This is a genomic window from Affinirhizobium lemnae, from assembly GCF_022968395.1.
Taxonomy (GTDB): Bacteria; Pseudomonadota; Alphaproteobacteria; order Rhizobiales; family Rhizobiaceae; genus Neorhizobium; species Neorhizobium lemnae.
Map to the genome: position 1 here is coordinate 131,607 of NZ_JALJQZ010000001.1, position 26,348 is coordinate 157,954.

Genomic DNA, 26,348 nt, shown 5'->3' on the forward strand with positions numbered 1-26,348 from the left:
AATCGCGCGTTTAGCCCGGTCCGGCATGTCCCAAATCATATCCAGGGGCGATATTCGAAATGACAAGTATTATAACCAACACGGGCGCTCTGGCGGCGCTCCAAACACTGCGTTCCGTCAATCAGAACATGGAACAGGTGCAGGCGCGTATTTCGTCGGGTTACCGCGTCGAGACCGCTGCCGATAACGCCGCTTATTGGTCGATCGCAACAACCATGCGTTCTGACAACAAGGCGCTCAGTACGGTTCAGGATGCACTCGGTCTTGGCGCAGCGACCACGGACACGGCCTATACGGGTCTGGACTCCGCCATAAAGGTCGTCGATCAGATCAAATCCAAGATAACGGCTGCATCACAGCCCGGTGTCGATAAAACCAAGATCAACAAGGAAATCGAACAGCTAAAGAACCAGCTGTCATCGATCTCCGAATCAGCTTCATTCTCCGGAGAAAACTGGCTTTTCAACAAGGACAGCGCAGATCCGGGCGTCAAGAATATCGTTGCATCGTTCAATCGCGCCTCCGATGGCGCTGTAAGCCTGACGACGCTCGCTTTCGATACGGCAACGTCGACCCTCATTGATACCGAAGACGCCCAGCGCGGCGTTCTGACCATGGACTGGACCGTAGATCAGCCAGATGGCAACGGCGGTACGGTTGCAGCGGACTACTTCCTGATCAATGCTGACTCGGCGTCCGGTGCATCCGGAACCGAAATCGCGATCAGCAATACGACCTCGGCAGAAGATCTCGCGGGAATGTTGAGTGCCACAGAAAAGATTCTTCAGCGCCTGACTGATTCGGCTTCAGCGCTTGGTGCAATCACCAGTCGTATCGACATGCAGGAGCAGTTCGTATCGACCCTGATGGATGCTATTGATACTGGTATCGGTCGACTTGTGGATGCAGACATGAACGAGGAGTCGACCCGATTGAAAGCGCTGCAGACCCAGCAGCAGCTGGCTATTCAGTCGCTCTCCATCGCGAACACTAACGCTCAGAACATTCTGCAGCTCTTCCAGAATTAATCACAAATCGCTGAAACGATACCAGGGGCCGCCGGTCGTCAGAAAGGCGGCCCCTATCTTCACCCTCGCACAAGTTTGAATTCCTAAAGTTCCAAAAAATTCACGCTGATCCGATAAATTTGTCGGGACATGTTTGGCATGCAGTAGGGTATGGCGAAAATCATGGTGGCTAGCTTTCGACGACATGTGCCTTCGAGCGGTTCACCATGCGAAGGTCCGGCCTTTCGCAGTGCAGGAGAGGGACGATGACGGCATCCCTGACGCGATATCTGAAGGACTTTTCCACGCCTCCCGCGGCGCCGGTTCCGGTCGTCGCTTTTGAGCTCGATAATGATTTTCATTTCGAGCCGCCAGCGCCCGAACCCTCTGTCGATCTGGAGGCGGAACGGGCTGCTGCATTTGCGGAAGGGCGCGCCGAAGGCGAGGCGGCCAGCGATGCGCGCTGGGAAGCGGAACGCGAGCGGCTTGTGGCCGAGCATGAGGCGGCTCTGATTGAACTGCGCCATGAAATGGAAAGACAAACCGCTGAACGTCTTGCTGAAAGCCTCGAGCGCATGCGCGAGGAGGCTGCTGTCGCCCTGGAGACGGCGGTCACTGCAGTTCTTGCGCCAGTGATGGAAGATGCTGTTGCGCAAGCCATGGTGAGCGAACTCGCGCAGCAGGTCATTGAGGTCCTGAAAAGCGAGGATGTCGCGAAACTGACGGTCCACGGTAGTCAGAGCCTGTTTGAAATGTTCACCAAAGCCTTGGGCGAGAATGCCCCGGACATACGGCACGTCGAGACACCCGATCTCGATCTGTCCGTCGATATCAATGAGGCTGTCCTGGTCACCCGGCTTTCAGCCTGGGCCGGTAGCCTGAAGAAAGTGCTCGCATGAGCGAACAGAATCATCATCACGGCAAAAACGAAATCATCATCGTCAAGAAGCATGGCGGTGGGCACGACGGACATCACGGTGGTGCCTGGAAGATCGCCTATGCCGACTTCATGACAGCGATGATGGCGTTTTTCCTCGTGATGTGGCTGGTTAATGCTGCGAACGAAAAAACGACGGCATCTGTCGCCAGCTATTTCAACCCCATCAAGCTTTCGGACCAGACTCCGGCAAAGAAGGGCCTGGAAAAGCCGGTCGATGCCGCTGAAGGCGAGGAGAGCAAGGAGCGCTCCAAGGTCAAGGCCGATGCCGATAAGGTCGGGGCTGCCGCCGCAACAGGCGAAGATATGACACAGGCCTCGGGTGAAGAAGCCAATTTCTCGGAAGCGGACTTCTTCCAGAATCCCTATTCCGTTCTGGCGGAAATCGCTCAGGAAGTGGGGCAGCAGGCCAATGTCAGCGCCAAGGGCGAGGGCGGTGCGAGTTCATCGGGTCCTGCAACCGGCGCAGACGGCGGGGAAGCCTATCGCGATCCGTTTGATCCCGACTTCTGGACCAAGCAGGTCGAAGTCACCCGTGCCGATGGACAGGCCAAGGCGCCGGCAGAAGTCAAGCCGGTCAATCCTTCCAACGAAACCATGCCGGAAATGCTGCCGCCGACGCCGCCTTCCGTGACGCAAACGCGCGGAGAACCGCCGAAGAATCCGGCAAACGTCGCGCAGGCCGGTGCTCCGGCCGCTGATATGCAACTGGCATCCGTCGCTCTCCCGAGACCAAGACCAGACCCTGCAACGGTGCAGGCGGATGCCGCGGCTGCGGCTGCGGCGGCAGCTGTCGAGGCGCGCAAGGCTGATGAACTGAAGCAGCAGATCGAAAGCCAGATTGCAGGCATTTCGGGCAAGCTGGCCGAAGGTTTGATCGTGACGCCGGCTGAAGGTGGGCTTCTGATCACGATTTCCGATCAGCTCGATACGCCGATGTTCAATGTCGGTTCAGCCGTTCCTCGCAAGGAACTGGTGCTGGCCATGGAGAAGATCGGTGCAATTTTGAAGGATCGGAAGGGAAGCGTCGTCATTCGGGGACACACAGACGGTCGTCCGTTCAAGTCAGGCGAAAACGACAACTGGCGGCTTTCCTCGCAGCGCGCCCACAGCGCCTATTTCATGCTCACCAAGGGCGGACTTGCCGAAGATCGGGTGAAGCAGATCTCCGGCTATGCGGATCGGCGCCTTCAGGTTCCCGATAATCCGCTGGCTGATCAGAACCGGCGTATTGAAATTCTGCTTGAGGACGGCAAAGCCTGATGAACTGGCGAGCGCGCCATGCCCTGTCTCTGCTCGCGGCAACCGCCATCGCTCTGGTTCTGCCGACGGAGAGCCGCGCCCAGCAATCGCAAGAGACGCTGGAGCCCTACCAGATGCTGCGGTCCCTGCAATTCGTGCAGGACACGGTTGTGATGGGCGATCACTCGGCTGGCGCTATGCAGCGCTTCATGCTGTCCACTATCGACAAACGCTTGCGCACTGCCGATATGCGCGTCTTCGAAGATCCGAGGAATGTGGACGCAGCCCTGATCTACGCCATGAGCGGCGGCAATCCCTCAACCTTGGAACTGATCGTCTCGAAGGATACTGCTGGCAATTTCGACAACCGTGTCGCCAATGCGCTTCGCAAATACTTAAGCGGTCGCGGTACGATGGTTGCGGGTGGTCTTGCGAGCATGGTGCCGGAATACCGTGATCAGCGGATCGGCCCATACCTTGCACTGGTCGCGGGCAATGTAATCATTGCGACGGATCAGAAGAAGGCCCTTGAATTCTATGATACGGCGCGCCTGCTGGCGCCGGGAACCATTATTGAGGAAGCGGCTCTGCGCCGGTCCATCGCGGTGGCGGTCGAGCAGGGGCTCGTTGCGAAGGGCTTCAGCTATGCGCGCCAGTATGCGAGACGCTTCTCCCACTCTCCCTATGCCAGCCAGTTCGCGGATCTTTTTGTAACTCTGGTTTCTGCTCATTTCGGAGAGATTACCGCCGAGGATCTAGACGGAGCTCTGGAGGTCATGGCGGATGATCGGGCGCGAGAAATCTATCTAAGACTTGCGCGGCAGGCGACCATCGAAGGAAAGACCGAGCTTGCCAAACTTGCTGCAGATAAGGCTGCAGAACGCGGAAAATCGCTTTCCACCAACGGTTTGTCGGCCGCCAGCCTTTTCAGCAATGTAGCGCGCATGCCTGCCGGCAAGATGCAGGAGGCCGTCAAGGCCCTCGATCAAATTCCGGATAATGAACTCAGTGTAGAGGATCGCGCTCTGCGTGATGCCGCACGACGGGTTGCCGCCGAGGTTTTGAAGGCCCCCAACCTCGAAAGCCTCGGGCAAGACAAAGCAGAGACAATCCCAAATCAGATTAGTGCAGAACAAACCTCTGCACTTCCTGCGCATGATGCGGCAGGAGCCACGGAGAAGGGAGTTCAATCTCCCGCCGGTGAGGCGAAAGCGCTCGACCCCGACTTCAAGACGTATGTCGACAAGAGTCGGTCCAAGCTGAGCGCTATCGATGAACTGCTGAAAAAGGACAAGTAGCGCGATGATTACGTCGGCCTTGAATTTGGGCGCGCCCGCCAGCGGCGCGGCGCCTCAGGACGCCGTGCAGGGACGCGGTGGAAAAGAAAAATCAGACGGCTTCGGCAATGCTCTCTCCAGCGTCTCTCAACGCGAATCGAGAGGGCAGGGCGAGGATCAGGAAAAGACCCTGCCATCTGTTGATCTGGAGGCTGATGCCGAGGTGCTGCCGCCAACACCAGTTCCGCGCGTTCGTATTGCAGATAACTCTGCCGCTTCGGCAGTGTTGCGCCTCGATCTCACAATCGCAGGCAAGCTGAGCGGGAAAGCAAACGCCGAGGTCAAGGCTGATGACGACCGCGAAATGGGTACCAAATCTTTGCAGATTGAGGACGAGCCAAAAACCCAGAAGCAGGACAAGGCCCAGAAGGCCGAGGTCAAGGCGCAGCACAAGAGCAACGATGACGATGTCTTGTCCGACAAGACTGAGATAACCGCCGACCATGAGCCCAGCGTACAGAAGACGGATGTCGAGAAGGTCGATCCGAAGACGATTGCTACAGATGCAAATTCCGTATTGTCGCTTCTTTCGGGCTCAGTTGAAGTGGCAGCGGTTGCTCATTCAAGCGCCAAGATCACCAGCGGCAAGGCATCTGGATCCGGCGATTCCAATGACGGGAACCGCGATGTTGCACCTGTCCAGAAACAGGGCGCCACTGGCGATACTCTGATGACAACCGAACTCGATGTGCCGGTTGAACTGCCGGAGACTGGCGCTGGAGGCGGTGAAAGGACCTTCCGGTTTGCGGGTCCGCGCGGGAGCAGCATGGACATGATCATCAGCACGGGTGCCGATGGAAAGACGACCTTTGAGACCGGACGCAGCGGTAATGGCGGTGCCGAACAGGTCACGGTGCTCGATGCACGCCGATTCTTGGGCTTTGGTACGTCACAGAACGCAACGGCCCTGACGACAGCTATCGCGCAGGATCAGGACTGGGCAGCCGCTATGCATCCCAGTTCCGCTTTGTCGAATGCCGCTGCCCAAAGCAGCACCGGAAACGTCGTCAATACGCTTAAATTGCAGATGACCCCCATTGATCTCGGCTCCGTTACGGCCACCTTGAAGCTCGTTGGGGAGCAATTGAGCGTTCACCTGACTGTCGAGACGAGGGCGGCCCATAGTCAGCTGACAAGCGATAGCAGTGGCATTCTGGACGCTCTGCGCTCGCAAGGCTTCGCGGTTGATCAGGTGACGGTGACGATCACGCCGACGGCACAATCGGATAATTCGCAGCAGTCCAATGACGCCGGACAGCGTGGTGCCATGGCCGGGCAACAGGGCAATGGTAGCGCAGGGCAGGGACAGGGGCAGGGGCAGGGACAGCAATCTGGACGAGCCGGAGTGCCCTTCATGACAGGAAATGATGACTATGAAACAGCCGCAGATCCGCGCTCTGGCGCTGCTTCTGGGCGCGATGTTCGCGCTGGCGATATCTATCTCTGATGCCGCTGCCGTGGCGCCTGGCGCCTGTGAGAAGGAAATCCAATCGGCTGCAGCAAAGTACCAGATCCCTGAAGGTATACTTTATTCGGTCGGTCTGACGGAGACCGGTCGCAAGGGCAGCCTTTATCCCTGGGCGCTCAATATCGAGGGCAAAGCCTACTTCCCGGAGACCCCGATGGCCGCAATGCAGGTCTTCGAAACGGCTCGCCGGGAGGGCAGACAACTTATCGATATGGGTTGCATGCAGATCAATCACCACTTCCATGGCGAGAATTTTTCGTCTCCCCAGGAGATGCTGGACCCGCGACGGAACGTCGAATACGCCGCGAAGTTTCTCCGCAACCTCCACGACCGCCACGAAACATGGACGATGGCGGTAGCCAGATACCATGCAGGACCGAACAACGACCCGGCACAAAAGCGGTACGTCTGCCGCGTGATTGCGAATCTTGTCGCAACGGGTTACGGCAAGTGGACACCGGGAGCTGCAAATTTTTGTCAGTGAATACAACCATAAATTGGTTGTATGGCAACGTCGAATAGTGGGTGATCGCAGATAGACTGATTTGGCGAAAAAGTGGCAAGAAAAGATCAGTTTTACGTTACGTTAACTTTTCCACTCATTTTTTGTGGGGAAAAATTGTCGCACCCACTAGATATAGAGCAAATCAGGAGCCGACCCTTAATCAACTATTAAAATCTATGGTTAATTTTGCGTAGTTGTTCATGAAGCCGCCGATTCGTACCCATAGATCATCGAGGCACCACACTGATTCGGAGGCGGACGAATGATCGTAGTGGTTGATGAGCGTGAGCTCGTGAAAGAGGGTTACACCTCATTGTTTGGGCGTGAGGGAGTACCCTCAACAGGGTTTGATCCCAGAGAGTTTGGCGAGTGGGTATCGACTGCGGCCGATACGGATATCGCAGCGGTTGAAGCGTTTCTGATCGGTCAGACCGAGCATGCGCTGGAACTGCCGCGTGCAATCCGGGATCGTACCGCAGCACCAGTGATTGCTGTGAGTGATCAGCCTTCGCTGGAAGCAACGCTGGCATTGTTCGACAGCGGCGTCGACGATGTCGTGCGCAAGCCGGTTCATCCCCGGGAAATCCTGGCACGTGCGGCGGCAATCCGCCGTCGTGTGAAGGCATTGACGAACTACACCGATATCGGACCGATCCGCGTTTTCGACGATGGTCGCGATCCGGAAATCCAGGGCGAGATCTTCCCCCTGCCGCGGCGTGAGCGTCGCATTCTCGAATATCTAGTCGCAAACCGCGGACGTCGCGTGTCGAAGACCCAGATCTTCAACGCCATCTACGGCATCTTCGACGAGGAAGTCGAAGAGAACGTCGTCGAAAGCCATATCAGCAAGCTGCGCAAGAAGCTGCGCAAGAAGCTCGGCTTCGACCCGATCGATAGCAAGCGTTTCCTTGGCTATTGCATCGACTGGAGCTGATTGAGCTTTCCCGAAAATAGACAGTGATTCACTTGGCATTAGCCGAGTTTAGCCCCGGAAATCGACAGCGATTTCCGGGGTTTGTATTTTGTATCTGCCTGTAGCGCTCTCGGTCTGACTTTGCTTCAGGATGTTCGGAATGGCTGATGAACAGCCGAAACAGCCAGCTTCACGCAAGGCCCGTCATCTAGTGTTGCTACCACAGGCAGAACGAGGAATTGATATGAGCCTTTACGGAACCATGCGGACCGGCGTGTCCGGAATGAATGCCCAGGCAAATCGTCTCAGCACGGTGGGCGATAACATCGCAAACGCCAGCACGGCCGGTTACAAGAAATCGTCGACCCAGTTTTCGTCGATGATCCTGCCGTCTTCCGAAGGCTCCTACAATTCCGGCGGCGTCAACACCACGGTCCGCTATTCCATCAACGATCAGGGCGCCTTCAGCTACACGACCTCTTCAACCGATCTGGCTATCGATGGCGATGGTTTCTTCATCGTCGCTGGAGCCGATGGCACCGATTACCTGACACGCGCAGGGAATTTCGAAGTGCAGGAAAACGGCACGCTGCAGAACTCGGCTGGCTTCACCCTGATGGGCTATCCTTACAAGGCAAATGAGGATCCCACGATCGTCATCAATGGTTTCGAAGGTCTGACGGAAATCAACGTCACATCCGGTGGGATGACGGCAACGCCTTCAACGGAAGGTCTCGTGGCAGGCAACCTGCCAGCCAAGGAAGCAATCGGATACAAAAAGTCCTCTTCGCTTGTCGCCTATGACTCGCAGGGCAACGGTCGACTGCTGAACCTGACCTACGAAAAGACGAACGACAACGAGTGGGAATTGTCAGTCGACTTTACCGATTCCGGGACGCCGCCAGTCACCACCAACCTGTCGACCACAACACTCACATTCGACGCAAAGGGCAAATTGACCGCGCCAACGGCGCCGATCACCACTACCGCCATTCCATCCACCAGCCTCGGCGGTGCTGAACTGGGTGCGCTGGACATCGACCTCTCAAAACTATCTCAGTTGGGCGCCGCATACTCCATTACCGGTAACATCAACGGTCAGGGTGCAAGCGCCGTCGACAAGGTCGAGATCAGCAAGGATGGCGTCGTTTCCATTCTCTACAAGAACGGCCAATCGGTTCCGACCTATCGTATCGCGATGGCCAACGTGCAGAGCCCCAACAACCTTCGGCCTCTTGCTGGCAATGTCTACTCTCAGAGCAATGACTCCGGCGTGGTCGTCATGGGCTATGCGGGTTCTGTCGGCTACGGCAACATTCTGTCCGGCGCGCTGGAAGATTCCAACGTCGATATTGCCGAAGAGCTGACCACGATGATCGAATCGCAGCGCAGTTACACGGCCAATTCGAAGGTCTTCCAGACCGGCTCCGAACTTCTCGACGTACTCGTGAACCTGAAGCGCTAACGCCAGGGCTCTCGCTGGAGTAATGTGACATGACGCTTTCCACCGCACTGAATACAGCCCAGGCCATATTCAACAATACCTCGAAGCAGACACAGGTCGTTTCGTCGAATATCGCCAACGGTCAGAACGCGAACTATGTTCGCCGTTCCGCCTCGTTGACTACGGCTGGCAACGGTGCGCTGGTTGCGTCTGTCGACAGAGCCCAGAACAATTCGCTGCTTCGGCAGACCATCACGGCAACCTCCGTTTCCACCGGCCAGTCCACCCTTCTGACCGGTCTGCAGGAAATGCGCGACCTGATGGGCAACAACGAGTATGACAACTCGCCGAGCCGGCGGCTTCAAAACCTCTTCGACCAACTGGGCTCCTATGCTGCCTCGCCGACGTCCACCACGCTCGGATCGACCGTCGTGTCGAACGCGCAGGATCTGGTTGATACGCTAAACAATATCTCCGCTGGCGTTCAGGGCATTCGAACCCGCGCCGACGCAGAAATCCAGAGCCAGGTCGACAAGCTGAATGGCCTGCTATCCCAGTTCGAAGCAGCCAACAATCAGGTTGTCGGCGCGAAGATCACGGGATCGGATGCCAACAACGCGCTGGATAGTCGCGAAACGATCCTGAAGCAGATTTCCAGCATCGTGGGTGTCTCGACCGTCGTTCGCGACAATGGCGATATGGCCATCTACACTTCTGAGGGCACCACGCTTTTCGAAACGATTCCGCGCACGGTATCGTTCAACTCGACCAATGCCTACGCGGCGAATGTCACCGGCAACCCGATCTACATCGATGGCGTTGCAATCACGGCAGGAGAGGGCGGAGACACCAGCGCATCCGGTTCGCTCCAGGCACTTCTGCAGATCCGTGACGAGATCGCGCCGAAATTCCAGAGCCAGCTCGACGAAGTCGCACGCACCCTGATCGTGTCCTTTGCCGAAACCGGTCCTTCCGGAGCGCTGCCGCCTCTTGCGGGTCTCTTTACCAACGGCGTGGATGATGCGGTCGATGCGACCGGCACCGTCATTCCCGGTCTTGCCGCATCCATCAAGGTCAATCCCTTGGCGAAAGGCAATCCGACCATGATCCGCGATGGCGGGTTCAATGGCGCTGCCTATGTCGTCAACACGGGCGGCTCAGGCTACTCGAAGCTGCTCGACAGCTATACGCAGGCGATGAAGACGACCCGCAGCTTCGACCAGGCGACGGAGGTGAAGGGCACCCTGAGCCTAATGACCTACTCGTCGGCTTCGACGTCCTGGCTGGAAGCGATCCGTAGCACGGCCACCGCTGCAAACGAAACCAAGACGGCCATGGAGGCGCGTGCTTCGGAAGCCTACACAAGCGAAACCGGCGTCAGCCTCGACGAGGAGCTCTCGCTGCTTCTCGATATCGAGCAGTCCTACAAGGCGGCGACCAAGCTGGTCAGCACCATCGATGAAATGATGGCAGCCTTACTACAAGCGGCAGGATAAGACATGAAGACTTCATTCAGCTCGACGATTTCAGTTCAAACCAGCCTTAGAACGGCAATGGCGAAAGCCCAGAATGAACTGATGAAGGCAAACGAGGAGGTCACCACCGGCGTTCACGCCGACATGGGTGTCTCTCTCGGATCGCAGACCGCACGCAATCTTGATCTGACGCGCGATGTCATGCGGATCGAGTCGCAGCTGACAACAAATTCGGTCGCCGTTACGCGTCTGGACTCTTCCGAGGCGGCACTCAGCAACATGTCGACATCGGTCGACAAGGTTCGCGGCGCACTCGCCTCGCTGACCTCCAGTGCCTCGACCCTGGACGATGCCCGACGCACGCTGACCTCCGCGCTCGATTCGTTCACCGATGCGGCGAACTCGTCGGTTGCTGGTGAATATCTGTTCGCGGGCACGAACACCGACGTCAAGCCGCTGACATCCTTCACGGAAGCCGGATCGCCATTTAAAGCGGCTTACGATGCGGAACTGAACCAATTCTTAAGTGCCAACGGGATACCTTCCAAGAGCGCCATGACGGCAGCTCAGGTGGACAGTTTCTTGACGGATCTCGAAGCAAAGTTCAGCGGTACCACGACCTTGACCGACCCGCCCCACGCGGGCCAGGCCGGACAGGATTTCTGGACCACGTTCGTTTCCAATGCGAACGATACGAACATGACGACGCGCATCAGCGCCAATGAGGTGGTCGATACATCCACCAATGCGAACGGGTCCGGTTTCCGCAGCTTCGTCTTCGCCGCCGTCGTTTCCAACGAATTCTTGACGACCGACGTCCCGGAAGCTTCGCGGCAGGCAGCGGTCAAGGTTGCCAGCGGTGCTATCGGCCGGGCTGAAACCGGGATCACCGCGGCTCGCTCAAATCTAGGTATTTCCAGCGAGCGCGTGAAGAATGCGAATGAGTCTCTCGAATCCCAGAAGAAGATCTTCGAACTTCATCTGAATGATCTGCAAGGTGTCGATGCCTATGAGGCATCGACCCGCGTAACATCGCTGAAGGCTTTGCTTGAAGCGTCTTATACGTTGACTTCAAGAATACAACAATTGAGCCTCGTAAACTTCCTTAGATGATTGAAGGAAGTGACTGAAAATGAAGGATACATGAATGTACCAGTTTTCATATGCCGAGATCATGGAGGACGACGTCGCGGACGCCAAAAGCCGCGAACGCCAGGCGCTCGATCGCTCGATCGAGCTGCTGAAGGCGGCCCGTGATTCTACCGAGTATTCCGGCACAACTATCGAGGCCTTGTTTTTCACCAGGCGTGTCTGGATCCGCTTTATCGAGGATCTACGCCAGCCGGAGAACGAGCTCAACGCCGAGCTGAGAGCCAACCTCATCTCCATCGCCATCTGGATCTTGAAGGAATGCGAGCGGATTCGTCAGAGACAATCGCAGAATTTCCAGGGCATCATCGACGTGACCACCATCATCAGGGATGGACTTAAATGAAAAGTACGCTGCGCATTTCGCTGAAGTCTGGCGAACGAATCTTCATCAATGGCGCGGTATTGCGCGTTGACCGCAAGGTAGCCCTTGAGTTTCTCAATGACGTGACATTCTTGCTGGAGAACCATGTTCTGCAGCTGGAAGACGCGACCACCCCTCTGCGTCAGCTTTATTTTATCGCGCAGATGATGTTGATCAATCCGGAAGGCAAGGAGCAATCGCTCGCCATGTTCCGGAAGTCTATCACGATGCTGCTGGCCTGCTTCAAGGATGACGAAGTTCTAGCCGAACTGAAGCGCATCGATGCAATGGTTGTCAGCGGCCGTGCCTTCGATGCCCTGAAGGCCATCCGCGGCCTCTACGCCATTGAGGATCGTATCCTCAACAACCAGGAAATGACGCCGGCTACGGTCGAGCAGATTCGCCGGGAGATCGCGCCATGGCGGTAGATTCGGTTTCCAAATCGACCACCGCGTCCAACCCTTGGGCCAATGCCGGGGCTTCGACCAAGGATACGGACAAGGCAAGCGTCAACTATGACAGCTTCCTGAAGCTTCTCATCGCACAGATGAAAAACCAGGATCCGACCTCGCCGATGGACGCGTCGGAGCAGATCTCTCAGCTTGCCTCCTTCTCGCAGGTCGAACAGACCATCCAGACGAACAACCACCTGAAGAGCATGCTTCAGGCGGAAGCCCTGACGCGCGCCGGTGACATTGTCGGCAAATACATCATGAGTGCCGATGACACCGTGACCGGCAAGGTCAAGGAAGTTCAGGTCTATTCGGATGGCGTTATGGCTGTGACGGAGGGCGGCGGCAAGGTTCTGCTGCAGGCTGGTGTCGTGGTGTCTGACCGCGAAATTCCAAAGCCGACGACAACGACGACGAGCGCGACCGGTTCATCGACTGGCACAACGACGAACACTAATACGAATTCGAACAACGGCAGCTCCAGCTGAACGGCTGAGCCGTCGTCCTGAGGGGTTCGTGGCATCACATTTGACCTCTATCCGCGCAAATTTGCGTTTCCACCTTTGCGCGGAGATGGTCTAAGCGAAGAGCTTGGACGGTCCTGAATGATTCGGGGCCTTGGAGTGGCGATATGAACGAAGCCGATGCCCTGGAGATCATGCAGGCAGCAATGCGCACCGTGCTGATTGCAGCCGGTCCCGCAGTTCTGGCGGGCATGCTGGTCGGTGTCGTCATCGCCTTTATCCAGGCCCTGACACAGATCCAGGAAATGACTCTGACATTCGTCCCGAAGATCGTCGCGATCCTTCTGTGCTGCGGTCTTGCTGCTCCCTTCATCGGATCGCAGATTAACCTGTTCGCGGAACTCGTTTTCTCCCGCGTCCAGTCCGGCTTCTGACGCCCTGAACAATCCTGCCATCCTCGCGCAAGCTTCAGCGCCTATTCTCTCCATGACGAGGTGCGTTCTGCGCACCGCCTTCTCATGAGGAGATGGAAAGAAGCGATGGCACAACCACCTGCATTAGCAATTCCGAAGGTTAATCCCAGCGGCCGCGATATTGGCTTTGCCACAGGCATTATCGCAATCCTGTGCGTGCTCTTCCTGCCTATTCCGACCTTCCTGATTGATATCGGTCTGGCATTTTCCATTGCCTTTTCCGTCCTTATCCTGATGGTCGCGTTGTGGATCCAGCGACCGCTGGATTTCTCATCATTCCCCACGATTCTCCTGATCTCGACGATGATCCGCCTGTCGCTGAACATTGCGACGACACGAACGATCCTGTCTCATGGTCACGAGGGGCATGATGCTGCCGGTGGCGTGATCGCGGGCTTTGCCTCTCTCGTCATGTCCGGCGACTTCATGATCGGGGTGATCGTCTTCTGTATTCTGATCACGGTGAACTTCATCGTCATCACCAAGGGTGCGACGCGTATCGCGGAAGTCGGTGCCCGCTTCACCCTCGATGCCATCCCCGGCAAGCAGATGTCCATCGACGCCGATCTTTCCGCCGGTATCATCGATGAAAAGGAAGCACAGCGCCGCCGTCGGGAGCTCGAAGAAGAAAGCATGTTCTTCGGGGCCATGGACGGTGCGTCGAAGTTCGTCCGCGGCGATGCGATCGCCGGCCTCCTGATCACGGGGATCAATATCTTCGGCGGCATCATCATCGGCTACTTCCGTCATGGCATGGAAATCGGCCAGGCAGCCGATGTGTTCGTCAAGCTCTCCGTGGGCGACGGTATCGTTTCGCAGGTTCCGGCCCTCATCGTGTCGCTGGCAGCTGGCTTGCTCGTCACCCGCGGCGGCAGCTCCGGCACCGCTGACAAGGCCGTTATCGATCAGTTGGGCGGCTACCCGCGCGCGCTCTGGATGTCTTCGGGCCTGATGGCGACGCTCGCTCTTGTTCCGGGCCTGCCCTTCATTCCCTTCGTCGCACTTGGCGGCATCATGGCATTTGGTGCCTGGATCGTTCCGCGCCGGTTGGAAGCCGAAAGCAAGCAGCGTCGGGATGCCGAAGAAAAGATGGCAGTGCAGACCAAGGAAGCCGACAAGGACTCCGTGAAGTCGATGCTGAAGACATCCGAGATCGAGCTGGCCCTAGGCAAGCAGGTTTCGACACGTCTTCTGGGCGCGCATCAAGAGCTTGCGTTCCGCGTCGGCAAGATGCGAAAGAAGTTCGCGACCCAGTACGGCTTCGTCGTGCCTGAGATCAAGGTTACCGATGACATCGCCATCCCTGAGAAATCCTATCAGATCCGCATCCATGGCACGACGGTTGCGTCCAACATGCTGCGTGTGGGCGATGTTCTTGTCGTGACCGGCTCCGGTCGCAAGCCCAGCATTCCGGGGGATGAGATCCGCGAACCGGCCTTCGGCATGCCTGCCATGTCCATTCTCGAAACCTTTGCGGAAGACCTGAAGCGTGAAGGCTTCCACCCGATCGACAACGTCTCGGTCGTGTTGACCCATATGAGCGAAGTCATTCGCAACAATCTGCCGCAACTTCTGTCCTACAAGGATCTGAAGATCCTGATCGATCGAATGGATCCTGAATACAAGAAGCTCGCCGATGAGATCTGCTCCTCGCACATGTCCTATTCCGGCCTGCAGGCGGTTCTGAAGCTTCTTCTGGCGGAGCGCGTTTCCATCCGAAACCTGCATCTCATCCTGGAAGCGGTGGCCGAGCTTGCTCCCCATGTGCGCAAGACCGAACAGATCGTGGAACATGTGCGAGTGCGCATGTCCCAGCAGCTTTGCGGCGACCTCGCCGACAACGGCGTGCTTCGTGTTCTACGTCTCGGAAGCAAGTGGGATCTGCTATTCCATCAGGCACTGAAGCGTGATGCCAAGGGTGATGTGATCGAATTCGATATCGATCCCCGACAGCTGGAAGAATTCAGTGAGCAGGCAAGCCGTGTCATTCGTGAATTCATGGACCGTGGTTTGCCATTCGTGCTTGTCACATCACCTGAAACACGCTCCTATGTGCGCATGATCATCGAACGATTGTTCGCCACCCTGCCTGTACTTTCCCACGTGGAACTGGCAAAGGGACTCGAAATCAAGATTCTAGGCTCGATTGGATGATAACCGACCCGCAGGGCTCAATGCTCGCCTTCTTTCTGGCTTTTTGCCGGATTGGCGGCTGCTTCATGGTCCTGCCGGGTTTTTCTAGCGCACGCATTCCCTTGAACGTTCGGCTGATCGTAACGATTGCCATCACGCTCGCGGTGCTGCCCGTCCTCTGGCCCACCATTTATAGCCGGACAACAGCACCGACGGCAGCCTATATGGGGCTGATCTTCTCGGAGCTGTTCATTGGTGTTATGTACGGCATGATTGCAAGGCTCTACGTAATTGGTCTGCAATTTGCAGGGGCCGTTCTGACAAGCTCGATCGGCTTTACCGCGCCCGCCGGACACGACATCCTCGAAGACACATCAGAAACCAGTGTCACCAGCTTTCTCACCTTCAGCGGGCTTCTCCTGTTGTTCATGATGGATTTCCATCATGTCGTATTCCGGGCGCTGGTCGATTCCTACGATACGACCCCTCTCGGCGCTCTGATCGAACCCCAGAAGATGCTGATTACGCTGACGGATACTCTGCGCGCCTCGACATCAATCATGCTGCGCCTGGCCAGCCCGTTTCTGATCTTTGGTCTTCTGTTCAACGTGGCCGTCGGCCTGATCAACAAGCTTGCTCCGCAGATCCCTGTCTTCTTCATTTCGACGCCATTCCTGATCGCGGGCGGCATGTTTATGCTCTATCTGGCCATCGGCGCCATGATACGGCAATTTGCCGAAGGTTTTGAAGTCATGTTCAACGCATTCTGAGGGTGCCATGGCTGGCCAGGAACCACGTTCGAAAAAGTTGAAACGCCTCGTCAACGTCCAGCGACAGCTGGAGCGGATGGCAGAAGGAGAGCTTGCAGCCAACACCGAGCAGCGTCGGGAGGTGGAGCAATCCATGGACGTCGTGATGGAAGCGATTAGTTCCAGCAAGCCGATTCATATGCAATTCTCTCGTAACTACTCCGAGCGCTATGGTCGTCTGACAATCAAGGACAAGCAGCTTGCCGGTGTGCAGCAGGTTCTGGAAAGCAAGGTTCTGCGCGAAAGAACCAAGGGGGACCGGCTCGAGGAGCAGATGAAGGAGGCGCGTGAACTCGAAGATCGGGAGCGCGACGATAATGCCGTGTACGAGCTTCTGGAGCTGACCCTCCTGACCGGTTCTGGCAAGGACCACAATTGATCCTTTACGATTTTTTTCGTCTTAATCTTTGGATTTTTTGATCAATAATTTATTGAATACAAATACTTACAGATTAAACAATTTTCGCGCGCGCAATCCATAAGATGCAACTAATATTTTTTGCGTTGTCTCCAATTTTGCCAGGATAACGCCAGCCTGCAGCAAGGTTCACTCAGCATAATCGCTTGCAACACGACATGAGGGCTCCTTGTTCCGTGATCTCAGTGCGGCTGCTGTCGGCAGATGATCGATCACCCGGTGTCCGTGCGTTCGGCAGGCATTCGTTGCATCTGTGTGTGCATACAGCCTTCCGGTCCAACTGATGGAAAGACCGCGAGGCCTGGATGTTGCAGGTCGCGGCGCTTGTTCAACGAAAGGAAGTTGAGATGGCAATCTCTCCTCCAACAGATCTTGTAATGGATGTGCTGCGTGCGGCCGATCCGACCGCCGTCCAGGAGGCGCAGGCCAAGTTGACTGCGACTCGCGCGGCTTATAGTGCGACGAAGCTCGCAGCCGCCGGGAAGGGCTTCGGTGCCGCTTTGGAAGGGCTCGATGGTATTGGACACAAGACCCGTGTCGATGTTGCTCACGAAAGCAAGAAGTCCGCGGAAATGCCGGAAGAGTATCGAAAGTTCGAGGCTTCGATTCTTCAGAACTTCGTCAATACGATGATGCCGAAAGACAGTGAAGCGGTCTACGGCAAGGGTTCTGCTGGTGAATTCTGGCAGAGCATGATGTCGGAGCAGATCGCCGATCAAATGTCCAAGAGCGGCGGCATCGGCATTGCGGAGCAGGTGTTCAAGCAATCCCTGGATCGCATGCGCAATGAAGCCACGCCCAATGCAGCCACCGACAAGGACAGCCGCAATCGTGCAATCAGCATGATCGACGAATTCGAACGCAAGGTCTTCGATCTGGCGCCGTCAGAGCGCAGCGAGGCATAATATGAATACCATTGGGGCAGAAAACATGGATGTCATTTCCACCGATTATCGCATCAAGACGGTGCTGGGCCGCCTGGAGATGATCATCGACAATGAGAACGAGCGAATCGGCAAGGACGCGATGTTCGACCTCAAGGTCTCGAATGCGCACAAGAGCAGATGCCTTTACGAATTGACCATGCTGGTTCGTACGACCGATCCCAAGGAACTGGCTCTTAACCACAAGCAGCAAATGCATGTTCTGAAGGACAAGCTTGCCTTGAATGCCCGCCGGGTTGAAGCGCATCTTCATGCCGTGCGGTCGGTCGCCGACATTCTCAAGAATGCCGCAAGGGATGCCGATGGCGATGGCACCTATACTCAAGAACAATTCCTCTACAGCGAAGTCTGATGATCAAACTCCTTCTCACCGGTCTCTGGGTATGCGCCGTGACCCTGGGCGCGGTCTACGGATCCGTCCAGATGTCCAAGCCGAAGCCTGTCATCGACGAAGCAACACAGTTGCGCAACAAGTCGGAACTGGTGAAGGGAGAGGGCATCAACGTGCCTGTGCTGAGCAACGGCGCAGTTCAGGGTTACTTCATAACCCGCATTTCCTTCCTGATGGATAAGGAAAAGATCAAGGGAGTGCATCTTCCAACGACCGAACTGATGACTGACGAACTGTTCACCCTGCTCGTCGGCAACAAGATGGTCGATCTGGGCAATACCAAGGCCTTCGATCTCGACGGTTTTCGAAAGACAATAAAGGAAAAGCTAAATGAGCGATTCCAGGGCGAATATGTCCTGGATGTGCTGGTCGAACAGCTGGATTATCTCTCCAAGGACGACATCCGAACCAATGGCGAGCGTCCGCAGGGAAAGCAGGTTCAGCCGACAAAAATTGTTGAAGGCGTAAAACTCGAAGCTCCCGCGAAATCCGGTCACTGATCGTATCCAGTCGGGCTTACTCCCAGTCTGCTTATCGCTTCAGGTTCTGTTGAAACGGGCTAGGGAGATGAGCAGGATCCGCTCGACCGCATCGCTATGCGCAGGGCAGGAAATACGAACGCAACCAATCGAGTGAATTGATGCTCCGTTCTGATGCAGGCAAGCCGACCGCAATATATAGACCCCGACCGGGCTGCCGGATGGGTTGTCGGCCTGTCAATTGGCAGATTGGGGTGCTGACATGACCTTTTTGAGATCCGTTCGGGGGGGGAAAACTCAGCTTCGGCTTCTGCCTCGATTTTTCCTTCCACAGCAAGCTGGAAAATCTTTCTCTCCTCGAAGCGATGACGGAGGTGCGGGTCGGTTATCGGGCTGTTTCCTTCGTCAACCTGCCGCAACTTCTCAAGAGTGCCGTCAATCCCGCCTATCGCGAGCGCCTTCAACAACGAATCCTCTTGCCAGGTACGCCGGGCGTCGCAAGGATAATCCGGGTGGTGACAGGCAGATCCTTGTGCACTGCAATGCCGCCTCAGGATTTTGTACCTGTCCTTCTCTCTTTCATGGCAGAGCCGCGCAGGATTGTGCTCGCTGGACGTGATCGCATCCGTCTTTCGGCAGCACGGGATCATATTCGCGCGCAGGTTCCCTGGCATCAGGTCTATGCAACCCATCTGCCGCCTGCTGGCCCCGCGGAACAGACTGATCGGCTGCGTGCCGAGATCGGTGGTGTTCGTCCGCATCTGGTCCTCCTGGATTGCGAGACGCTGCGCGACGAAATCGTCATGGAGTCGGCGCTTGCCAGCGCCTATGACGGCTTGGCGTTGATCGCGCCTGCCTATTTTGCAAGTGCCCCAGCCATTTCCAACAGTTCCAGCCTTGCTGACGACCCCTCGTTAACGATTTGTTCGCCAAATAAATTTAGCTTGTCTTAATCAAAGGCAGGCGCGTCCATGCGCGCCAATGGCATGGTTGACACGACGATGGCGATCGGCAGCGGGAAAAATGTGCGGCTTGCAGAGCCCGAATCACCGGATGCTTCCAACAGGAGCGTCGGCAAATCACTGCTGTCTGGCGCAATCCTTCTATCAAGCGCAGCCCTTGGTGCGTTCATCCCGGGCGTTCTTCCCTTCGATCTGCAGCAGAGCTATCAGGCGTCCGCCGTCTACTTGGTCAAGCCGTTGCCGCCGTCGACGGACGGGATCGCTGAAGCCGCCCGCGCGCGGCTTGCACAACAAGAAACTCTGAACGCCATTGCAAAACAGCTCGATTGGAACCGGTTGGGGGAAACGGGAGAACAATCGCAGACAAGCCTTGGCTTCCTTAGAGAATTGATGACCGGCAGGGAAATGACGCTTGGACGCTCCGAAGCGGCTCAACGTGAGCGACTGGAGCGAATGCTTCTGGTTTCTGCGGCGGGCTATCCGGGCGGTATTCTTGTCTCGGCATCCTCGACTAACGCGCAGTTTGCCGCCGACGCAGCCAATGCAGCCGCGATGCAACTCGCTTCGCTTGAAGGTGGAGCTTCGTCCTCCGGAATTGGCTCTCAGATCGATATTGCCCGAAAAGCGCTCGAACAGGCCCAGATCGCGCTCGACAATGCCGGTGTTACAGATGAGGCAGTACGCGCCGAACGCCAGATCGAGGTTGAACGCGATGCCTTGGCCGCCGATGTCGAGCGGCTTCAGGGGCAAATAGACGATCTGACGAAGCAGGTAGAAACGCTCCTGAAGATGAAGTTCTCGGATGTGCTCTCTCAGCCATTGCCTGAGGAACTGGCTCAGACCGGCTTGGAGAGCCTGCGCCAGCGTTACCTTTCGGCTCAAATGAATGTTGATCAACTTTCTGCCGAACTCGGTCCCCGGCATCCGCGTTTCCTGGCCGCGAAGGCTGCCGTTGACGAAGCGCGGGCCGCAGTTGCCAAGGCCTTGTCAGGCATCGTGACTGATCTCAACCGGCAGAAAGCCCGAACCGCCAAGGAACTCGATGACGTCAAGCCGAAGCTCGAAATGCTGCAGAAACGAACCGTTCCAGAGCCTATTACGCGACGTCTTGAGCTTGAAAAGAATGTCGAGAATGCGCGAAAAATCTATCTGGATCGCCTCCGCGAGGCTAACATATCCCAGGCCTCAACGGTCAGGGCAGAACTGACCACAACAGCAACAGCGACCAATGCGTCGGCTATCGGGATGCCGCATTGGATCTATATGATGTTCGGAGCGCTGGCGGGGCTATGCATTGGTGGTGCCTGCCTTCCGGCAAGGCGTCTGTCGCATTCGGTGGGTAGTGCCGATTCTCCTGAGATTTATCCGCTCATCGAGGATGTCGAAACTGCCAATCACGACGTGTCTCTGGTCGTAGAGCCGCAGCCGGAACGGGCTCCCACTTTCATGCAGCCCCCTGTTCCTTTGCAACTCACTGAGCAGACACTGCGTGAACTGGACGAGGTTGCTCTGGATCTCGGCCAGCCGAAGCCCCGCCATGAGCCGGTTCGCTTGCCTCATTTCGAGGATTATTACGATTCCAATTTCGATCAGATGCAGGATCGCGCGTCTGACGGACACGAATACGGCGAGCGACGCGCCAAGGTTGAGGAGCTTGAAGCGGTTGCAGCGAATGACGATCGCTCCCTGGCCTGGCTGACAGAGCTTGTTGTTGCGAACAAGATGTCGGAGGCAAGTGGTGAGCCGCTTCCATACCTTCTGGCTTCAATTCTAAAGGATCGCAGTTTTGCCAGTGAAATCCCCGAGGCTACGGACGAGGCAACCGAGGCTGAACTTCAGCAGCTTCTGGCTGAGCTCGAGATCCTGCGGCGCGAATTGGCGCAGCACGAAGCCGCTGAACGACAAAACCGCTTCGCAATGGCAATCTGAAGACGGATCCTCATCCGCTATCGGGTTATGGTCCGGCCCCTGTGCAGGGGATTGTGCCTCCCTCTTGCATTCCAACGCCCGAGAGCCTAGTCACCTGCTTCTGAAGTTCGTCTAACACAAGCAGGCGCTTGAAGGGACTTCGGATCCCTGATGGTGATCATCAGCAAATGGGTACGGTGAATTGTCGAGGTTCGGCCTGATGCCTGATCTGTGCGACCACCCGGCCTTTCAGATGCATCACATATCTGGCGGTGGTTCGGCGCCTGAGCAGGAGGGCATGCCTTGGCAGATATCATTGATGGCAAGAAATCCGCAGCAGTGGTTACCGATGCGGTGAGCGAGGCTGCTGGCCGTCTTCATCGTGAAGCGGGGTTGCAGCCGGGGCTCGCCGTGGTCATTGTCGGTAACGATCCTGCAAGCCATGCCTATGTCGGAGCCAAAAGTCGCATGGCCAAGAAGTGCGGCTTCAACTCCATGCAATACACGTTGCCGGAAGAGACGACGCAGGATGAGTTGGAACAGCTCGTCGAAAAGCTGAACGCTGATCCGTCGGTCCATGGCATTCTGGTTCAGCTGCCGCTGCCAGGGCATCTTCAATCCGAACCGGTGATCCAGTCCATTCGCCCGGAAAAGGATGTAGATGGGCTTCACATCGTCAACGCAGGCAAACTTGCGACGGGCGATCTCGCAAGCGGATTGATCTCCTGCACACCCGCTGGCGCAATGCTCCTCCTGCGTGATCGCCTCGGCGCCGATCTTTCCGGCCTGAACGCGGTCGTCATTGGTCGCTCCAATCTCTTTGGGAAGCCGATGGGCCAACTGCTTCTCGCCGCCAACGCGACCGTCACGATGGCTCATTCGCGGACAAAGGATCTGCCTGCTGTTTGCCGCGGCGCCGATATCCTCGTTGCTGCCGTTGGCCGCGCTCAAATGGTCCGGAAGGATTGGGTAAAGCCGGGCGCAACCGTTATCGATGTCGGTATCAATCGGATTGCCGCGCTTGAGAAGGGCGAAGGCGGCACGCGTCTTGTCGGTGATGTGGCCTTTGATGAATGTGCTGCTGTTGCATCCGCAATCACCCCTGTTCCGGGCGGTGTTGGCCCAATGACGATTGCCATGTTGATGGCAAATACCGTGATCGCCGCCTATCGATCCGTGGGTAGGCCGATCCCGAAATTCTGATCCGCTTCAGGCGGGTGCCACCGCCGTTGAGGCGCGCAGGATCAGTTCGGCGCGCCAGAGTTCCCGTTGCTGCGCATCAATCTCTTCGCCGTTCACAGCTGCAATCAGGCGTTCGGCGACCCGGCGTCCCGCCTCCCGGATCGATGAGCGCGTGGTGGAAAGCGGCGTACTGAAATGCTCCGGTCGCAGCAGATGCAGGTCGTCATCATGAGCGATAAGCGAGATGTCGGCACCCACTTCCAGACCTGCCTGTCGGATCGCCCGTACGGCTCCGAGGGCGAGAACCGTACTGGCGCAAAGGACGGCAGTCGGAGGGTCTTTGTGTTCGAGAAATCGAGCCATATGCTGGAAGCCATGGCCATCTGTCATCACGGTACTGCTCACCAAAGCGGGATCGAGCGTAAGTCCGCGCGCCCGCAGCGCTTTTTCGACTCCCTCTCTTCGCCGCTGTGCAAAATCGAGATCGGCGGGACCGTTCAACATGGCAAACCGGCGATGGCCAAGGTCCAGCAGATGCGCCGTGGCTTCGGAAAACGCACTCTCGTTATCGACGTCGAGATAGGGATAGTCTTCCGTGAGGTTCATGGATCGACCATGAACGATGAAGGGCAGGGGCAAGGACTTTGCCATGGCAATACGTGGATCCCGCTCCCGCATGTAGGCGATATAGTAGCCGTCGATAGAGCCGCTTGAGACAAGATTTCTGATCGCCTGTTCTTCCTGATCGCGCTCAGCTGGCATGATGACGAAATGGAAGTCGTGCTTAAGACATTCGTCCGCAAGTCCGCTCTGGAACTCTGCAAAATGAATGTCGACCGGTTGTTCGGGTGTAATGGGCATGATGATGCCGAGCGATCCCACTTTCCCGGTCGCAAGCCTTCTGGCCACCCGGTTTGGCCGGTAGCCCGTTTCTTCCGCTGCCTTCAGAACGCGCGCGCGCGTCTCTTCGTTTACCTCCGGATACCCGTTCAAGGCGCGACTTATGGTCGTCTGGGACAGACCCAGGAGATTGGACAATTCCTTGAGATTCACAACCCTTTACTCCCTTCGGGCTGCTGAGAAATACCGTATTACCCTCGTTCAAAGCGCTTCGGAAGCCAAAATTTTATATTTCAGAAAAAATCAACAAATTCGAATTCTTGGCGCTATGCCCTGTGCTATTTCGTCACGTTTGCTCGTGATAGGTGTAGTATCGCTATTGACTCTCCCCCACATGCTGTGTGTATTTGATTTCCAAAGCGCTTTGGAGACGCTTTAGATTTTGGTCCGCCGGGCCAATCCGTTTATGATGGGAGGACGATTTATGAAACATTTCCTGCTGGCTGGTGTCGCAGCCTTGTGCCTTGGCGTGGCTTCAGCATCCGCTGCCGATCTCAAATTCGCACCGGGTCAGGATGCGAAGTTCAACTGGAAGAGCTACGAGGACTTCAAGAAGGCCAATGCCAACATCAAAGGGCAGACGCTGACGATTTTCGGGCCCTGGCGTGGCGATGACGAGAAGCTTTTCCGCAGCGTTCTCGCCTACTTCAACGATGCGACCGGCGCCAATGTTCAGTATTCCTCCTCGGAAAACTACGAACAGCAGATCGTCATCGATACGCAGGCCGGTTCGCCGCCAAACATCGCCATACTGCCGCAGCCTGGCCTTTTGCAGGATCTGGCAGCCAAGGGCTTGCTGGTTAATCTCGGTGCCGAGACGGGCAAATGGGTGGAAACGAATTATGGCGCGGGTAAGTCCTGGGTGCAGCTCGGCACCTACAAGGGTAAGGACGGTAAGGATGGCTTCTTTGCATTCCCTTACAAGGCGGACCTGAAGTCGCTTGTCTGGTACGTTCCGGAAAACTTCGAGGAAGCCGGTTACAAAGTGCCGAAGACCATGGAAGAACTGGTCGCGCTTTCCGACAAGATCGTGAAGGATGGCGGAACGCCCTGGTGCATCGGTCTGGGGTCGGGCGGTGCGACCGGCTGGCCGGCAACCGACTGGGTCGAAGACCTCATGCTGCGCATGAATACGCCGGAAACCTATGACAAGTGGGTCAGCAACGAAGTCAAGTTCAACGATCCGAAGGTCGTGAGCGTTATCGAAGAATTCGGCAAGTTCGCCAAGAACGAGAAGTATGTAAACGGTGGCGTTGCCGCCGTGGCCTCGACGGATTTCCGCGATAGCCCGAAGGGTCTCTTCGGCATTCCGCCCAAATGCTATCTACATCATCAGGCCTCCTTCATCCCGACCTTCTTCCCCGAAGGCACGAAACTCGGCACGGATGCAGACTTCTTCTACATGCCGACTTTCGCATCCAAGCCGGAACTTGGAACGCCTGCACTGGGTGCTGGTACACTTGTAACCATCACGAAGGATTCGCCAGCCGCCCGCGCGTTTGTGGAATTCTTAAAGACCCCAATTGCGCATGAAATCTGGATGGCGCAGTCTGGCTTCCTCACGCCATACAAGGGTGTCAATACGAACGCCTACGCAAATGATGCCTTGAAGAAGCAGGGAGAAATTCTTTCCACTGCCACCACCTTCCGATTTGACGGATCTGATCTGATGCCTGGCAAGATTGGTGCTGGTGCATTCTGGACCGGTATGGTGGATTATGTCGGCGGAAAATCTGCTAAGCAGGTGGGTGATGAAATTCAGAAGGCCTGGGACGGTCTGAAGTAAGCTCGCGATTTATGGGCTACCGGACGTCTATTCTCCGGCGGTCCGCGAGGTCTAGTAGCAATTCGACGGGAATTGCTGCGCCCTGATGAGACGCCGCCTGAAGCTTGAGGCTTCGGGCGGCGCCTTGCCCAAGAATCCGGCATGATCAGCCGGACAAGAAATGGCCCGAAGCGGGGCTTGTGAGGAGGGGACATGGTTTCGCAAATTGTGTCGGCCATCGGTGTGATGGTCGTTGGCGTGTTTATATGTGCGCTCTACTACTGGATATCCGACAAGGTTCTGAATACCATCTTCCCGGTTCCGGTGGGAAACGTCACGCTTGCTTCCCGCAATCTCAATCGCCGTGCCGTTGTGCGTCCCTGGTTGTTCCTTGGTCCGGCTCTGTTGCTGCTTGGCATCTATCTGGTCTATCCGGTGGTCGCGACTTTCATCCTGTCCTTCTATGACAGGGCAGGTGTGGAATATGTCGGCTTTGCGAACTATCGTTGGGCTTTCCTCGATTCCGGCTTTCGTCAGTCCATCTTCAATAACATCCTCTGGCTTGCCGTCGTTCCAGCCGCCTGCACCTTCTTTGGGCTCGTTATCGCAGTCCTGACGGATCGCATCTGGTGGGGCAATATCGCAAAGAGCATTGTCTTCATGCCGATGGCCATCTCCTTCGTCGGCGCTTCAGTTATCTGGAAGTTCATCTACGAATACCGCGGTGGCAACGATACGCAGATCGGCCTGCTCAACGCCATCGTCACCTGGTTCGGTGGCGACCCGCAAGTGTGGATATCGATTCCCTTCTGGAACAACTTCTTCCTGATGATCATCCTGATCTGGATCCAGACCGGCTTTGCAATGGTCATCCTGTCGGCGGCGCTGCGAGGCATTCCCGAGGAAACCATCGAGGCCGCGGTCATCGACGGCGCGAACGGCTGGCAAATTTTCTGGAAGATTATGGTGCCGCAAATCTGGGGAACGATCGCAGTCGTCTGGACCACGATCACCATTCTTGTTCTCAAGGTTTTCGATATCGTACTGACCATGACCAACGGGCAGTGGGACACCATGGTTCTGGCGAACTTGATGTTTGACTGGATGTTCCGAGGCGGCGGCGATAGTGGGCGAAGTGCTGTCATCGCGCTCATTATCATGGCAGCTGTCACGCCGATAATGATCTGGAACATTCGGCAGGCCAACCAAGACGCAGGAGGACATTGA

The 26,348-nt window shown here is 56.5% G+C and carries 26 protein-coding genes; 25 read left to right on the forward strand and 1 reads right to left on the reverse strand.

The window, feature by feature from the left end; genetic code table 11:
* Positions 1–59: 59 nt before the first annotated feature.
* The 23 genes from MUU53_RS00650 (at position 60) to folD (ending at position 22,477) form a co-directional block, all read left to right on the forward strand.
* Positions 60–1,028, forward strand: a complete 969-nt coding sequence (locus MUU53_RS00650; protein ID WP_247259127.1) for a flagellin N-terminal helical domain-containing protein — start codon at positions 60–62, stop codon at positions 1,026–1,028.
* A 245-nt stretch (positions 1,029–1,273) separates the two neighbouring features.
* Complete coding sequence (locus tag MUU53_RS00655; RefSeq protein ID WP_247259128.1) at positions 1,274–1,906, forward strand: hypothetical protein; 633 nt, start codon at positions 1,274–1,276, stop codon at positions 1,904–1,906.
* Positions 1,903–3,207, forward strand: coding sequence for a MotB family protein (locus MUU53_RS00660; RefSeq protein WP_247259129.1), 1,305 nt, complete (start codon positions 1,903–1,905; stop codon positions 3,205–3,207). The genes MUU53_RS00655 and MUU53_RS00660 overlap by 4 nt, the downstream gene beginning before the upstream one ends.
* Positions 3,207–4,484: a chemotaxis protein MotC gene (gene motC / locus MUU53_RS00665; protein ID WP_247259130.1), complete on the forward strand. Its 1,278-nt coding sequence runs from the start codon at positions 3,207–3,209 to the stop codon at positions 4,482–4,484. Before MUU53_RS00660 ends, motC begins: the two co-directional genes overlap by 1 nt.
* 4 nt (positions 4,485–4,488) lie before the next feature.
* A complete protein-coding gene (fliK, locus tag MUU53_RS00670) occupies positions 4,489–5,970 on the forward strand; it encodes a flagellar hook-length control protein FliK (RefSeq protein WP_247259131.1) in 1,482 nt (493 codons plus the stop codon).
* Positions 5,897–6,475, forward strand: a complete 579-nt coding sequence (locus tag MUU53_RS00675) for a transglycosylase SLT domain-containing protein (protein WP_377307258.1) — start codon at positions 5,897–5,899, stop codon at positions 6,473–6,475. Before fliK ends, MUU53_RS00675 begins: the two co-directional genes overlap by 74 nt.
* A 283-nt stretch (positions 6,476–6,758) precedes the next feature.
* Positions 6,759–7,430 (forward strand): transcriptional activator Rem, encoded by a 672-nt coding sequence (gene rem / locus MUU53_RS00680; protein ID WP_062555367.1) that lies wholly within the window; start codon positions 6,759–6,761, stop codon positions 7,428–7,430.
* Between the two features lie 223 nt (positions 7,431–7,653).
* The gene (locus MUU53_RS00685; RefSeq protein WP_247259246.1) at positions 7,654–8,874 is read left to right on the forward strand and encodes a flagellar hook protein FlgE; all 1,221 of its coding nucleotides are present in this window, start codon (positions 7,654–7,656) and stop codon (positions 8,872–8,874) included.
* 29 nt (positions 8,875–8,903) lie between these two features.
* Positions 8,904–10,349 carry a flagellar hook-associated protein FlgK gene (gene flgK, locus MUU53_RS00690; RefSeq protein WP_247259132.1) on the forward strand — a complete coding sequence of 482 codons (1,446 nt, stop codon included), beginning with the start codon at positions 8,904–8,906 and terminating at the stop codon, positions 10,347–10,349.
* Between the two features lie 3 nt (positions 10,350–10,352).
* Positions 10,353–11,441: a flagellar hook-associated family protein gene (locus tag MUU53_RS00695; RefSeq protein ID WP_247259133.1), complete on the forward strand. Its 1,089-nt coding sequence runs from the start codon at positions 10,353–10,355 to the stop codon at positions 11,439–11,441.
* A gap of 34 nt (positions 11,442–11,475) precedes the next feature.
* Positions 11,476–11,823, forward strand: coding sequence for a flagellar biosynthesis regulator FlaF (gene flaF / locus MUU53_RS00700; RefSeq protein WP_247259134.1), 348 nt, complete (start codon positions 11,476–11,478; stop codon positions 11,821–11,823).
* Complete coding sequence (gene flbT, locus MUU53_RS00705) at positions 11,820–12,269, forward strand: flagellar biosynthesis repressor FlbT (protein ID WP_062555372.1); 450 nt, start codon at positions 11,820–11,822, stop codon at positions 12,267–12,269. The genes flaF and flbT overlap by 4 nt, the downstream gene beginning before the upstream one ends.
* On the forward strand, positions 12,260–12,781 hold the full coding sequence (gene flgD / locus MUU53_RS00710; protein WP_247259135.1) for a flagellar hook assembly protein FlgD: 522 nt from the start codon (positions 12,260–12,262) through the stop codon (positions 12,779–12,781). Before flbT ends, flgD begins: the two co-directional genes overlap by 10 nt.
* A gap of 143 nt (positions 12,782–12,924) precedes the next feature.
* The gene (fliQ, locus tag MUU53_RS00715; protein WP_247259136.1) at positions 12,925–13,191 is read left to right on the forward strand and encodes a flagellar biosynthesis protein FliQ; all 267 of its coding nucleotides are present in this window, start codon (positions 12,925–12,927) and stop codon (positions 13,189–13,191) included.
* Positions 13,192–13,296: 105 nt separating this feature from the next.
* Entirely contained in the window at positions 13,297–15,384 is a 2,088-nt protein-coding gene (flhA, locus tag MUU53_RS00720) for a flagellar biosynthesis protein FlhA (protein ID WP_247259137.1), read from the forward strand.
* On the forward strand, positions 15,381–16,133 hold the full coding sequence (gene fliR, locus MUU53_RS00725) for a flagellar biosynthetic protein FliR (protein WP_247259138.1): 753 nt from the start codon (positions 15,381–15,383) through the stop codon (positions 16,131–16,133). Before flhA ends, fliR begins: the two co-directional genes overlap by 4 nt.
* A gap of 7 nt (positions 16,134–16,140) precedes the next feature.
* Positions 16,141–16,551 (forward strand): hypothetical protein, encoded by a 411-nt coding sequence (locus MUU53_RS00730; protein WP_247259139.1) that lies wholly within the window; start codon positions 16,141–16,143, stop codon positions 16,549–16,551.
* Positions 16,552–16,937: 386 nt separating this feature from the next.
* Complete coding sequence (locus MUU53_RS00735; RefSeq protein ID WP_247259140.1) at positions 16,938–17,495, forward strand: rod-binding protein; 558 nt, start codon at positions 16,938–16,940, stop codon at positions 17,493–17,495.
* A 25-nt stretch (positions 17,496–17,520) separates the two neighbouring features.
* A complete protein-coding gene (locus MUU53_RS00740) occupies positions 17,521–17,886 on the forward strand; it encodes a hypothetical protein (RefSeq protein WP_247259247.1) in 366 nt (121 codons plus the stop codon).
* Positions 17,886–18,425 (forward strand): hypothetical protein, encoded by a 540-nt coding sequence (locus MUU53_RS00745; protein WP_247259141.1) that lies wholly within the window; start codon positions 17,886–17,888, stop codon positions 18,423–18,425. Before MUU53_RS00740 ends, MUU53_RS00745 begins: the two co-directional genes overlap by 1 nt.
* Positions 18,426–18,769: 344 nt before the next feature.
* Positions 18,770–19,357, forward strand: coding sequence for a hypothetical protein (locus MUU53_RS00750; protein ID WP_247259142.1), 588 nt, complete (start codon positions 18,770–18,772; stop codon positions 19,355–19,357).
* Positions 19,358–19,375: 18 nt separating this feature from the next.
* Positions 19,376–21,295 (forward strand): GumC domain-containing protein, encoded by a 1,920-nt coding sequence (locus MUU53_RS00755; RefSeq protein WP_247259143.1) that lies wholly within the window; start codon positions 19,376–19,378, stop codon positions 21,293–21,295.
* A 282-nt stretch (positions 21,296–21,577) separates the two neighbouring features.
* Positions 21,578–22,477 (forward strand): bifunctional methylenetetrahydrofolate dehydrogenase/methenyltetrahydrofolate cyclohydrolase FolD, encoded by a 900-nt coding sequence (gene folD, locus MUU53_RS00760; RefSeq protein WP_247259144.1) that lies wholly within the window; start codon positions 21,578–21,580, stop codon positions 22,475–22,477.
* A 6-nt stretch (positions 22,478–22,483) separates the two neighbouring features.
* Here the strand turns inward: folD and MUU53_RS00765 are convergent, their stop codons facing one another.
* Positions 22,484–23,509 carry a LacI family DNA-binding transcriptional regulator gene (locus MUU53_RS00765; RefSeq protein ID WP_247259145.1) on the reverse strand — a complete coding sequence of 342 codons (1,026 nt, stop codon included), beginning with the start codon at positions 23,507–23,509 and terminating at the stop codon, positions 22,484–22,486.
* 271 nt (positions 23,510–23,780) lie between these two features.
* Here MUU53_RS00765 and MUU53_RS00770 point away from each other — a divergent pair, with 271 nt between their 5' ends.
* Together MUU53_RS00770 and MUU53_RS00775 are read left to right on the forward strand one after the other, a co-directional pair.
* Complete coding sequence (locus MUU53_RS00770; RefSeq protein WP_247259146.1) at positions 23,781–25,142, forward strand: ABC transporter substrate-binding protein; 1,362 nt, start codon at positions 23,781–23,783, stop codon at positions 25,140–25,142.
* Between the two features lie 192 nt (positions 25,143–25,334).
* Complete coding sequence (locus MUU53_RS00775; RefSeq protein ID WP_247259147.1) at positions 25,335–26,348, forward strand: carbohydrate ABC transporter permease; 1,014 nt, start codon at positions 25,335–25,337, stop codon at positions 26,346–26,348.